8 protein-coding genes are annotated in these 12,555 nt (G+C 53.5%); 2 read left to right on the top strand and 6 right to left on the bottom strand.

Features of this window, described 5'->3' with window-relative positions:
- Positions 1-36: 36 nt before the first annotated feature.
- Both D9T21_RS10525 and D9T21_RS10520 read left to right on the top strand, forming a co-directional pair.
- Complete coding sequence (locus D9T21_RS10525) at positions 37-981, top strand: Gfo/Idh/MocA family oxidoreductase (protein ID WP_123324894.1); 945 nt, start codon at positions 37-39, stop codon at positions 979-981.
- A 38-nt stretch (positions 982-1,019) separates the two neighbouring features.
- Complete coding sequence (locus D9T21_RS10520) at positions 1,020-2,012, top strand: aldo/keto reductase (protein ID WP_123324893.1); 993 nt, start codon at positions 1,020-1,022, stop codon at positions 2,010-2,012.
- Positions 2,013-2,059: 47 nt separating this feature from the next.
- Here the strand turns inward: D9T21_RS10520 and D9T21_RS10515 are convergent, their stop codons facing one another.
- From D9T21_RS10515 to D9T21_RS10490, 6 genes are all read right to left on the bottom strand, one after another.
- The gene (locus D9T21_RS10515) at positions 2,060-4,528 is read right to left on the bottom strand and encodes a glycoside hydrolase family 9 protein (RefSeq protein WP_123324892.1); all 2,469 of its coding nucleotides are present in this window, start codon (positions 4,526-4,528) and stop codon (positions 2,060-2,062) included.
- 163 nt (positions 4,529-4,691) lie between these two features.
- A complete protein-coding gene (locus D9T21_RS10510; RefSeq protein ID WP_241155685.1) occupies positions 4,692-5,687 on the bottom strand; it encodes an aldo/keto reductase in 996 nt (331 codons plus the stop codon).
- A 49-nt stretch (positions 5,688-5,736) separates the two neighbouring features.
- Positions 5,737-7,236 carry a tryptophan halogenase family protein gene (locus D9T21_RS10505; RefSeq protein ID WP_123324891.1) on the bottom strand — a complete coding sequence of 500 codons (1,500 nt, stop codon included), beginning with the start codon at positions 7,234-7,236 and terminating at the stop codon, positions 5,737-5,739.
- Between the two features lie 7 nt (positions 7,237-7,243).
- Positions 7,244-8,278: a cupin-like domain-containing protein gene (locus tag D9T21_RS10500; RefSeq protein WP_123324890.1), complete on the bottom strand. Its 1,035-nt coding sequence runs from the start codon at positions 8,276-8,278 to the stop codon at positions 7,244-7,246.
- On the bottom strand, positions 8,271-9,044 hold the full coding sequence (locus D9T21_RS10495; RefSeq protein ID WP_123324889.1) for a SapC family protein: 774 nt from the start codon (positions 9,042-9,044) through the stop codon (positions 8,271-8,273). Before D9T21_RS10495 ends, D9T21_RS10500 begins: the two co-directional genes overlap by 8 nt.
- Positions 9,045-9,106: 62 nt before the next feature.
- Positions 9,107-12,175, bottom strand: a complete 3,069-nt coding sequence (locus D9T21_RS10490) for a TonB-dependent receptor (protein WP_123324888.1) — start codon at positions 12,173-12,175, stop codon at positions 9,107-9,109.
- Positions 12,176-12,555: the final 380 nt, after the last annotated feature.

The raw sequence follows: 12,555 nt of genomic DNA, 5'->3' as shown, positions 1-12,555 counted from the left end.
GATTTCAACGCCGGTAGTAACGAAACGGGAGTTTTTATGAAGATTGTTGTCGTAGGACCGGGTGCGTTTGGCATCAAGCATTTAGATGGTCTGAAAAATATTGATAGCGCTGAGGTAGTAGGCCTGGTAGGTCGTGACGCAGCGAAAACCCAGGCGGTGGCAGACGAATATGCCATCCCCAATGTTTATACCTCGCTGGAAGAGGCGCTGGAGAGTGACGCCGATGCCGTGATCCTGTGCACCCCAACGCAGATGCACGCCGCCCAGGCGATTGCCTGTATGAAAGCGGGCAAGCATGTGCAGGTTGAAATTCCGCTGGCTGACAGTTGGGAAGATGCCCAGGAAGTGCTCAAAGTACAGGAAGAAACCGGTAAGGTGTGCATGGTGGGTCATACCCGTCGCTTTAACCCGTCGCACCAGTATGTGCATAACAAAATTACCGCCGGTGAGCTCAACATTCAGCAAATGGATGTGCAGACGTACTTCTTCCGCCGCAAGAATATTAATGCCAAAGGCGAGCCGCGTTCATGGACCGATCACCTGCTGTGGCACCATGCCGCTCACACGGTAGATTTGTTTGCCTATCAGGCAGGCAGCAAAGTCGTTAAGGCGAATGCTATCCAGGGGCCAGTTCACCCGGAGCTGGGTATCGCCATGGATATGTCTATTCAACTGCTGGCTGAAAATGGCGCGGTGTGTACGCTGTCTCTATCATTTAATAACGACGGCCCGCTGGGTACGTTCTTCCGTTATATCTGTGACAACGGCACCTACATTGCCCGTTATGATGACCTGGTTGACGGCCGGGAAAATGCTATAGATGTGTCGCAGGTAGATGTATCGATGAATGGTATTGAGCTGCAGGACCGTGAGTTTGTCGCGGCCATCAACGAAGGGCGCGAGCCGAATAGCAGTGTTGCCAAGGTCTTTGACTGTTATCGTGTACTGTATGAGCTTGAGCAGCAGCTAAACGCTCAGTAATTTATCTCAGTACTCAGTAAACCGAAGGGATTAGCGCTATGTTACAACGCAAACTGGCTGGCCGCCTGGTATCAGAAATTGGCCTGGGGTGTATGAACCTCAACCATGCCTATGCCAAAAAGGTCGATCAGGCCACGGCGACCAGCCTGCTGACCAAAGCCTTTGATGCGGGTGTCACGCATTTTGATACGGCAGCACTGTATGGTTTTGGCAGTAACGAAAAGATGGTTGGCGAAGCGATTAAACCGTTTCGCAAGGATATCTTTCTGGCCAGTAAATGCGGCATGACCGGCGTTAACGGCAAGCGCACTATTGATGGCCATCCGGCCACCTTAAAAGCCACTCTGGATACCGCGTTAACCAGCCTGCAAACAGACCATATCGACCTGTATTATCTGCACCGTATTGATCCGGATGTGCCGGTAGAGGAAAGCGTGGGTACCTTGGGTGATATGGTTAAAGCCGGCAAAATAGGCGCTGTGGGATTATCGGAAGTCTCGGCTGAAACGCTGCGAAAAGCTCATGGCGAATATCCCATTGCGGCGCTGCAAACCGAGTATTCCCTGTGGACCCGCAATGCCGAAATCGCGGTGCTCGATGCCTGTAAAGACTTAGGTGTAGACTTTGTGGCATTCAGTCCGCTGGCTCGTGGTTATCTTGCTGGTGGCGTCGATCCGGCCAGCATGGGCGAAGGTGATATCCGTAAAGGTATGCCCCGCTTCCAGGGCGATAACTGGACTGCTAATCAGCAGTTGTACGCCGACTTTGCATCACTGGCGGCCTCTGCAGACATTACCCCGGCACAGTTAGCCATGGCCTGGGTATTGGCGCAGGGAGAGCACATTCACGCACTGCCGGGTACCAGCAGCGAAGCACATCTTATAGAAGATTTACAGGCCAGCGGCCTGCAACTGCCACCGGAATTGCTGGTGAAGGCCGATGAGCTGATCAATCGCCAGACGGTAAAAGGAGCTCGTTATCCGGCCGGCGTTCAGGCCGACATCGATACCGAGGATTTTGCCGACGAGTAATCACAAATCAGTTCACCCACCCCGGGTGAACTGACTCTCTTTCAAGGCTAGCGCTCCGCCAGCGCAAGGGCTGCATTAACGGTAAACAGATAAAGCCCGCCCACGTTGATCACATACTCATTTTCGCCCCACAGGAATGGCCAGTTTTCTTTATTTTCCGGCAAGTCCGGCTTCAGAATTAATACCCCCGGCACGATGGCACCACTGATAAACGAGTAGTCAGCCCGGTTCATACCATACGCCACTTTTTTCGAAACCGTACCGACATTAGAAACAAAGGAAATGTCGGAGTCCGGGTGGGTGCCGTACAGGTAGTCGAGAGAGCGGTAAATTAACTCAGCATCGAATAAATCAGGAAAGGCAGTGTGCAGGTAGTACTGGGTAATTGCCATCTGCAAAACAGTACCATTGCCCGCCCAGCCGTATTCGGTAATGGTGACACCGAACGGGTTTTTGCTGGTGGCGGCTTCAAGCGCTGGTTTATATTTCTGTGCCGCCCGGCGAATGCGCTGTGCATAAGCCTTGTCCATGTGCGGTAGAGCGCGAATAGCAATCACCGCCGCACGATTGAATTCCCCTTCGATATAGGGCAGTAAGTCTTTTACTGCGCGCTGGTATTTTTTGTCGCCGGTGGTAATCAGCAGCTCTACTGCAGCTTTGAGTTTTTCCTCTTCCAGACCACCGCCGGTGGTATTGCCCACCTTAAACATATCCGGTGCATGGCTTGCTTCCTCCTGCCACGCGGCAATAGCGGTGTCTCGGCACTCCCCAGCCAGAGCCGGATTGTAGTCGGCCATGGCGCGACTCGCTGCGGCCAGTGCTGCCATAGATCCGTAGTTAAGCGGGGTGGATTTGCTGGTAAACGCCCAGCGGTCGTCAAATACACCGCTGCGTGTGCCATCCGATTCGGTATCACTCATGGCCGGATCGTAGATCAGATTGTCGGTCATGGTGAGGCCGTCACCGAGGTGAGTATACTGGCTTAAATCGGGCACGATAATGCCAGGAATAGCGTGACCGACCGCTTTATACTGCGCCAGCAATGCCAGACTGCCGTGCTCTATTTGCTGTAACAGATCGGGCTTGCCGTCCGGCACATGAATATCCACATATTTGCGTTCGTAATCAACCAGCGTGGTATCACGGGTCAGGCCAAATTCTTCCCAGGTCTGTACCAGTGAGGTAATGGTGTGATACTGCGTCTGCGTGCGGATATCGTAATCACCGGCATCATACCAGCCGCCTACGTTAAGCCCGGGAATATGCTCGCCCGGTTCGTAGGGTGTGTCGGTAGTGGGGCCCTGAGCATATAAATCAAAGTGGGTGTGATTTACCGGAGCCTGCAAAGCATCATCCAGGTGAGAGGCGCCATGCCACACCCGGTAGGCTTCGTTGATCAGCATGTGATCCATCTGTACCGGGAAATAGTGGTCGAGGGTAGGGTGCCAGGCGTTATCCAGCACCGAGGCATCAATCGAAAATGGCGCGGTGGTGGTTTCGCCATAGCGCAACTGGTACACACCGCTGGTGGTGACATCGCTGAAATCAAACACCGCATACTGATATCGGGTGTAGTTGTCGTGCTTTTCAGGCTGGCGCTTTTTAACGGTGGTCGTGGTGCCGTCGGGATTAACCCGTAATAACTCGGCATCGCCGGAAAGTGTGGCTCTGGCATCCAGCTCGATGACAGCGCGCTTGGTTTGTTGCGGCAGATAACCTACCTGTGAATGGCCAATAACCGGCGCACGTAACCAGTTGTCATCAGTACTGGCCGTTAGCTGCCATTTAGCCAGCGTACCGCTCTTGCCGGCAGGTAGCAGACCTCGCACCACATACCAGCCATTCTGGGCCTTGGCACGCCCGTCATAAAGCGCCAGAGGCAGTGATTCTGACTTAATTGATACCCGTTTCTGCGGGCTCTCCGGAGCGAGAACCAGGTGTTGACCGGTGACCAGAGGTTGTGGCTCATGCTCGCCGATGATTTCTTTTACGCCAGTGGGGTAGAGCGGGAAGCTGCCGGGTTTGCCGTCGGCCAGAAAGCTGGTTTCCATATAGATGGCCGGCAAGAATTCCATATTGAAGCCGGCTTTACCTTCCAGAGCAGGCGGTAGCGGGTTGGGCGACGACAGGGTAATTTCAACGCCGTTGTTGATGGGCCTGGCGGTAATGGTGTAGGTAAAGTCATACTCCGGATACGCGAGAGTGGCGCTGATGGTACCCGATGCCTGATCGACTTTGCGCTCCACAAAGGTGGGAATGGGATCCCACTGTTCAGGCGTGGCACTGAGTCGCACATCACCATTGGTTGCGGTGCGCTCGCCAAAATGAATCAGCTCAACACCACTAATTTTGGAATCACCAAATAAACCGTTGTACCAGTTGCTGAACACAACCACATCCAGACTCGGCTGGCTGAAATACTGCTTATCATTAAGCTTAGGGGTAGCCGCCAGGGTGATTGTTGACGCAGTGGCAAAGGCGCCGGCAATGGCGACAGCAAGAAGTGGTTTTAGCACGCAGTCTCTCCGTTTTTAATTGTAAACAAAAGGTTATCAATCTGGCGGGCAATTAAAATTACGGTATCGGTTATCGCTATTGTGATTTCATCACTTGAGAGGGGTAGAAAAAGCGAGTCAGTGACAGCAATGGGAGAGCATGCCACTGACTGCAAAAAGGGAGTTAAACCTCGCAGCGAATGAGTGGCTCTATGTCTTTTACATAGAACGCAAACAGGGCGTTATGCAATTCTTCATCGAGCGGCGGTAATCCCGCGATGGCGGCATTTTGCGATACCTGTCTGGCAGAGCTGGCGCCGGGAATAATGGCCGACACGGCCGGATGATCGAGGATCCAGCGCATGGCAAATTGCGCCATGTTGAGTGACGCCGGTTTAAAGTCTTCCAACTGCTTAACCAGTGCCAGACCTTTATTGAACTCAATACCGCTGAAGGTTTCGCCCACGCTGAAGGCATCGCCGTCTTTATTAAAGTTGCGGTGATCGCTGTCGGCAAACCGGGTGTGCTGATCAAACTTACCGGTTAACATGCCACTGGCCAGCGGCAGGCGTACGATAATGCCCACCTGTTGGGCTGCGGCCTGATCCAGCAACTCGGTGACCGGGCGCTGGCGCATCAGGTTAAAAATGATTTGCAGTGAGGTCAGGTCGGCATGCTGCAAACAAATATGCGCTTCGCGCAGGGTTTCCACACTGGCGCCGAAATGCTGAATATGGCCTTCCTGCTGTACTTCACGGAGCCAGTCAAAAATAGCGCCTTCGCTGAGTACCTGCTCCGGGATACAGTGCAGTTGCAGTAAGTCCAGGCTGTCCCGCTGTAATCGGTCCTGGGCACGCTTTACTGAGTCGCGCAGGTCCTGCAGGGAATAGCCATCCGGGTAGGTGCCTTCGCCGCGGCCATATTTGGTGGCGATTACCGCACTAGGTGCAATCGCTGCCAGTACTTCGCCCACGTAGCTCTCACTCTGCCCGGCGCCATAGACATCGGCGGTATCGAAAAACGTAATGCCGTCGGCAACGGCTTGTTCGAGTATGGCTTTTGCCGTGGGCTCGTCAATGGGGCCGAAGTCGCCACCCAGCTGCCAGCAGCCCAAGCCGACTTCACTGACTGCAAGCCCGGATGCGCCAAGCACACGTGATGGGATGGATTTAACTGACATTGAATCTCCTTTTGGTACTTCGGTAAATGTGTGCTTTATACGGTATCACTCACAAAAGGGCCTCGGCCTTTTGTGGTGTGGCGCAGTAGCGGCGTATAAAGTCTTCATGAGCGGGCAACTGAGCGACGGCCTGAAGCACTCGCTGGCGTTGCTGCTGCATAGACTGATTAAGTTGTGCATCCGACAGCATGGCGGCAGCCGGATGGTGATAATCCGGCGTTACGCCCTGGCCCAGCATTACCTGCGCCCAGGAGTCTACCCGGAACAGTTCGTTCTGCTTCTGGAAGGCATGCGCCTGCTCTTTAAATAAGGCAATGCGCGTTTGCAGAGAGTCTGGGACAGTCATGTTTTTACAGTGCTCCCAAAACGGGCTGTCGTCGCGCTGGGTGACGTGATAATGCAGAATAATAAAGTCGCGAATGCGTTCCAGCTCCAGTTGGGTTTGCTGGTTGTATTCGTCTGTCAGCGCCTGATAATTGCCGCCGTGAGGAAACAACTGCATAAACCGGGTGATCCCCATAATCACCAGATGAATACTGGTGGACTCCAGCGGCTCCACAAAGCCACTGGCCAGGCCCAGAGCCAGGCAGTTGCGATGCCAGGCTTTGTTACGTCGGCCGGTTTTAAAACGCAGGGTTCTGGGTGTGGTAATCGCTTCGCCCTTAACGTTTTGCATAAGCTGTTCGCTGGCTTCGTTGTCATCCATAAACGCGCTACTGTAAACGTTGCCATTGCCGGTGCGGTGCTGCAGCGGAATTTCCCACTGCCAACCGGCATGATGCGCGGCAGAGCGGGTAAAGGGCGCGACTGGCTCCGTGCTGGTGGTTTGTACGGCACAGGCGCTGTCACAGAGTAACCAGTGCGACCAGTCTTCGTAACCGGTGTGCAGGGTTTCCTCAATCAGCAGTCCTTTAAAGCCGGTGCAATCGATAAAAAAGTCACCTTCAATCAGCTCGCCACTGGCCAGTCTGAGCGCTTTAATATCGCCATTGTCGTGTTGTAGAACCTGGCTGATAACCCCATCGCAATGGGTAACGCCGAGGTTGCTGCAAAAGCGCTTTAAAAACGCTACGTAATTGCCGGCGTCCAGATGATAGGCATACTGAATATTACTCTGCGTTGAGGTGGCAAACTTGTGCTGACGAGCGGCTTCGAGCTCAAAGCAATAGTCACCGTAGTCGCCTTCCAGCCCGCGGGCTTTGGCGCTCAGATAAAAGTGCACAAACTCGGCCAGCCAGCTTTGCTGGCCGGTCATACCAAAAGAGTGAATGTACTGCTCACCAATGCGCCCCCAGTTTTCAAACCGGATGCCGAGCTTAAAAGTGGCGGCGGTGGCGCGCATAAACGCCTGCTCGTCGATTTGCAGCAATTTATGAAACGTACGTAAGGGTGGGATGGTCGCTTCTCCCACACCAATGGTGCCAATGGTGCTGGATTCCACCAGTCTGATATTAACCAGTGGCCCCATTTTGCGGGCCAGCGCTGCGGCGGCTATCCATCCTGCGGTGCCGCCGCCGGCTATTACTATTTGTTTGGGTGGTATTGTCATGAGCGGGTTACTTATTTAACTGATTGATAATGATAGCGCGTAAACGCCGGGCCGTGACTTCGTCTATGCTGCCCAGTACGCCTTTACCTGACTCGGGTAAATGCGCATGGGGCAAATTGCTATCGCCGAACACGTAATAATCGAATAAGGCCTTAAAAGCCGCTTTCTCACGCTCGGGCCTGTCGCGAATGGCCAGCATGGCATGAAACAGTGCCGGCATGCCAGAGCCAGCCAGCGATGGTGCCTGCGACCACCAGTAATTCACCAGTACGTTAAAATCGCTCAGGCCTTCTACCTGATGCCACCACATACTGGGAATGAAAATCCCGTCACCCGGCGCCAGCTCGGCGATCTGCGCATGTTTAAGGGCTTCAGCAAAACGCGGGTAACGAGCAAAGTCCGGCTGATGAAAGTCCACCATGCTGATAACCTGGCCGCCTGGCGTGCGCTCTACCGGGCCGGGATACAGATTGGCTATTTGCTCTGGCGGAAAGACGATAATTCTGCGCCGCCCGGCCACACAGCAGGCAATGTTTTCCATATTGTCGAAATGGCAGGACGCCAGCGACCGGTTACCTACCCAGATACTCACCAAAGGATCGTATTGTGCATTGGGGTTTAGCTGCGCAGGCTGGCTAAAACGCACGGCATCCTTAAGGCCCGGAAAAAACTTATCCAGTGGTGCCGACGCCATATAAAGCGACTCATCCTGCGCGTCAACGGCGAGCTCATCTAAAAAGGCATCGACCCGGCCGGTGACACTCTGGTAATTCAGCGAGCTGGCATCTTCGGTATAGAAATAGCGGCCATTAATGCTGGCAGGCGCCCGGTAAATCATCGATGGCCGGCCATTATAAAAAGGTTTCAGATAGGCGGCAGCACCGGCGGGGCCTGATGCTGACTGGCGGGTAAGCGCCCAGTCTTCAGCGATACCGCGTAAGACAACCGGTTGGGCAGCCTCAGCCAGCGTCTCTGCAGCAGGCGCACTCGCCGCAGCCAATTCCTTCACCGTGGTGCTAATGGTCGACAGACTATCAGGCATAGGCCCGCAGCTCCTGATGTATGCGGATGTTTTTCAGGTCTATAAGGGTCTGGAGGTTATTCAGTGATGTCATCGCCAGATACAGCCCTTGCAGGTAATTGTGCTGATGCAGGGTGTGTAAATCGGTGGCTGAAAGGGCTGCGACTTTCTCCTCGCTGACAGCAAAATGGCCACCGAGAGTGAGTTTGGAGCCATCAACCAGCTCAATGTCTACAGTCATAGGCTCCAGTAACCCCATAGAGTGCCACATACTCACCATGTCACTGGTGACCTGTACGCCGTTATGGATCACCGCCAGTATTGAACTGATGCGGTTTAAGTAGTCGGAGTTACCGCCCTTGGGTAAAAACAGCGGTTTGCCCTGCTCGGTAGAAAGTTTGGGATGGCTGGCATCCACATGGACCATCACCTGATTACCATTTTCATGCAGACCAATGGCAAAAGGGCCGCGGGCGACTGTGGCCGGCACATAGTCTGCCGCCCAGCCAGACTGTTGACGCAGGGCCTGGTAGCTTTCTGGCAGTGTTTCGTTGAGAAACAGGTTTTCGCCGGCTTCCAGCCCGAGTAACGCCACCATGGTAAAATCGCTGGTGGTTTTATCGGTGGGATAGAACAGTACCGGATAGTGTTTGATGACGTTGGCCAGTTCGGTAGCGAACACCGGAACAGATGCAACATTGTCGCCGAAGTCGGCGCTGTATTGGGGGATGACACGCAGATCCTTGTGCGTCACGTTATCGAGCAGGGTGTAATTGTTATTGTTCATTGCTTACCTTTTTTAAACGTAAGAAGGCCACCGAAGTGGCCTTGTGTTACTTAAAGCGGTGATCAGAAGGTGTACCGGGCGCCTAACTGGTAGCGCGCACCGAGATCTTCGAGATACCACAGCTGGTTAGCAGTTCGGCCATGTTCGCGGCTGTTTTCGCCGGTAATGTTGATGCCTTCCACAAATACCGTAAGGTTGTCGTTAACGGCGTAACTGACGTTAGCATCCAGCTGATAATAGTCCTCAATATAGGCCGGGTTGTTAGACCCTTTGTAGTTAGCCCGGTTGAGGAATTCATCACGCCAGTTGAGGGCGAAACGTGCCGTCCAGCCGTAATTCTCGTAGAGTAATACGAGGTTGGCTGTGTCACTCAGGCCGGTCAGGGCAAACTGCGAGACATTCGGGTTGCCGGTATTATCGAAACCTATGTCACCACGCACGATGGTGTAGTTAGCCTGCACACCAAAGCCGGTTTCACCAAAGAAGTGCTGTACCGCAAGTTCGGCACCGTACAGTTTGGCTTCCTTGTTGTTTTGCGGATAAGAAGTACGGAATACCAGCTCCGGATCGCCTTGCTGCGGGATTAGATCCCATCCCGGAGTTTCACCTAACTGCAGAATTTGCTCCGCTGAGCCGGTGTAGTCATCGGCACCGTTAGGGAACGCTTCAGGCTGCTCAAGTAATACCATCATCGCAAACAACGAAGTATCGTCTACCGCAAAGCCGCGGTCACGAAGGGCCTGGGCAGCGGCGATAGCACGCGGGCCTGCGGTCTGATCCTGAATACCAAAGAAGGTTCTGTCCTGCTGGCCGGTACCAATAAAGTTGGCAACGCGTTTTTCAAAGAAACCAAAAGACGCGTAACTGCTGTCGTCGTAGTAATACTCAAACGACAGGTCGAAGTTATCCGACTCCAGCGGTAACAGCCCCGGGTTGGAAGACGAGGCCGTTGCTCTGGCACCATTGATAGTTGAGCCGGTTAAACCAAAGCCACTGGGCGAAACCCGCAGTGAGCCGTAGCCAGCACGGGCAATGGTTTTACTGTAGGAGAAACGGGCTTTAACGTCGTCGGTCAGCATGATGTCAAAATCAAGGCTGGGCAGCAGGTTGTCGTAATCCGCGTCAACAGACAGCGGCTGTGCTGAGGTTGACGGATCGGTATACAACGAGAAGTCGTTGTTGTTTTCCCAGATCAGGTAGCTTGGTGGCGTAACCAGAGAGGTGGACTCCACATCGGTAGTTTCGTAGCGCATACCGGCCAGCACGTTAATGGGCATATCGTTCCATTCAGCTTCAATGTGCACCTGGAAGTAGGCCGCCATGGTGTCTTCCTTCACCGTATCATTATTGGAAAACACGCTGCTGACACCAAAGAAGTTAGCATCTGACGGGTACAGGGCAATGCCTTCCCGCGCCAGCGCTACCGGATCGGCAATAAAACCGATGCCCTGGCTTTCGCCGATGTCGTAGTCATCAAACAGGCCGCCCACGTTGATTTGTTCCAGCAGGCCATCAGAGAACTCGCCCGGGTTGGCAATACCCCAGTTACCTAATGTCATGTTGTCACCGGCTGTTTGACGGGCATTCATTTCCATTGCACGGCCTTCGGCACCAAACTGGAACTTGCCGTTATCCATGTAGTAAGTACCGTCAAACTTAAACTGGGTGATTTCGGTAACCTGAGAAGCGTGACGGAAGCGCAGAATGGATGAGCCCACATCGCCGGCATCAACTGTACCGTTGTTATTGCCCCGTAAGGAGTCGTCGTACACGTTGCGGTAGCTGGGCAGTTCGCTGTCGTACCACCACTCGCGGGAGGCCACAGATGGTGCGCCTATGCCCACGGCAATTTCGCCGGTTGCCAGGTTGTCGCTGGGACCGCTGGGTAAGCTTTCCATTTTGGAGTTATGCACGTCGAAGTTCAGCGATAGTGCGTCGCTTACATGGTACACCACATTAAAGCCAAGCGAGTTCAGGGTGTTGGTTTGTTCACGATACTGTTGCTCGTAACCTTCATCCACGGTGCCGTTATAGTTTTCGGCTATGTAGATAGGCGTGGCCACCGGGCCATCATCAAAGATAACGCTGGTGACGTTAGAGCCGTTCTGGACCCAGTTAGTGATTTCGCCGCGATGTTCGGTGATTTCGTTCTCGGCAAATACATAGTCCAGCGTGGCTGTAATGTTGTCGGTGGGCGCGTATTGCATGGTGATTTGGGCGTTTGTCCGATCCCGTTGAGTATCGGAAAAGGCGTAACGTAAATCGTTTGGACGCGCGTACAGTTGCCCAGCCTCCGGCGTGTTCTGATAGATCGACATGTCGGCATTGTTAAACAGCGTATCCGGGTCGTTAGGATCGCCCCAGGTACCAATGTTCCAGTCGTTTACCGTAGCACCGGCGTAACCAGAATCACGCTGTTGCACTACTGCTGCCACATTCACGCCGAAAGTGGCGTCTTCGTTAGTCCAGTTCATCAGGCCGGAAAGCTCTGGCGTAATGTCGTCGCCGGCGCGGTTAGTGGTGTCGTGCACCGCTTTGGCGCCAACGGTGGCGCTAAAGCCCGGATTATCCAGCGGTCGTGCGGTAATGATGTTGATGGTAGCTCCAATCCCGCCGGTAGCGATGTTGGCCTTACTGGTTTTATACACCTCTACGGCGCGAACACCGTCTGACGCCAGGTTACCAAAGTTAAACGCGCGGGTACCGCCGCCACGGGTGGTACCATCGGCGCCACTGCCGCCACCGTAGGTTTGTGCGGCAGGCATCATACGGCCATTCAGGGTGATCATATTATTCTCACCACCAAAGCCGCGCACCGTGACTTCATTACCTTCACCGTTGGAACGGCTGATGGATACGCCGGTAATGCGCTGCAGCGATTCTGCCAGGTTAGTATCCGGGAATTTACCAATGTCTTCAGCGGAAATCGCGTCGACTACCCCTACGGAGTTTTGCTTAATGGATGCCGCCTCGGTAAGACTGGACTTCAGGCCGGTAACCTCAATTACCTCAACCAGATCGTCATCCGGCGATGCCTGCTGTGCCATCGCCGGCAGCATTACGCTGGTGCCAAGCAGCAGCGATATACTTTGCGTAAGTATTGTTTTCTTGTACGGAAATTTAGATTTCATGTGTGCCCCGTTATTTTCCTTAATCACTTGTTTACGACTTCCTTGCGTTGTCCCTGGCTTTCCGGGCCATGCAGTGGCGTCATTGCCGGACGCAAGCGTAAACAAACTGTTAATGAATGGTAACGAGGTGGATTTGAGCGGCTATTATTTTTTTTCACAACGGGATACCTATTAATCGCGTCGCAAAAAATAAAAAACCGGATGCAATCCGGTTTCTTCAGCTATCAATGGCCCGCAGTTTAAGGTGTCCCGGAGGTGAGCGAGGGATGTAAATAATGATAATCCGCAGTGCTAAACGAAGCGCAGTATTAGCTACCGCAGCACCGAGCAAACCACCCCAGATAACTTTTATAAAAGCTGCCTGCAGAAAACTTAAATGC

The organism is Marisediminitalea oceani (assembly GCF_003731635.1).
GTDB classification, from domain to species: domain Bacteria; phylum Pseudomonadota; class Gammaproteobacteria; order Enterobacterales; family Alteromonadaceae; genus Alteromonas; species Alteromonas oceani.
Note: the sequence above shows the minus strand (reverse complement) of the source record. Positions and strands in the feature narration are given on the sequence as shown.

Coding starts and splice junctions, on each gene's coding strand:
- D9T21_RS10495 (WP_123324889.1), bottom strand. CDS start 9,044: ATGAACAATAACAATTACACCCTGCTCGATAACGTGACGCACAAGGAT.
- D9T21_RS10500 (WP_123324890.1), bottom strand. CDS start 8,278: ATGCCTGATAGTCTGTCGACCATTAGCACCACGGTGAAGGAATTGGCT.
- D9T21_RS10510 (WP_241155685.1), bottom strand. CDS start 5,687: ATGTCAGTTAAATCCATCCCATCACGTGTGCTTGGCGCATCCGGGCTT.
- D9T21_RS10520 (WP_123324893.1), top strand. CDS start 1,020: ATGTTACAACGCAAACTGGCTGGCCGCCTGGTATCAGAAATTGGCCTG.
- D9T21_RS10490 (WP_123324888.1), bottom strand. CDS start 12,175: ATGAAATCTAAATTTCCGTACAAGAAAACAATACTTACGCAAAGTATA.
- D9T21_RS10525 (WP_123324894.1), top strand. CDS start 37: ATGAAGATTGTTGTCGTAGGACCGGGTGCGTTTGGCATCAAGCATTTA.
- D9T21_RS10505 (WP_123324891.1), bottom strand. CDS start 7,236: ATGACAATACCACCCAAACAAATAGTAATAGCCGGCGGCGGCACCGCA.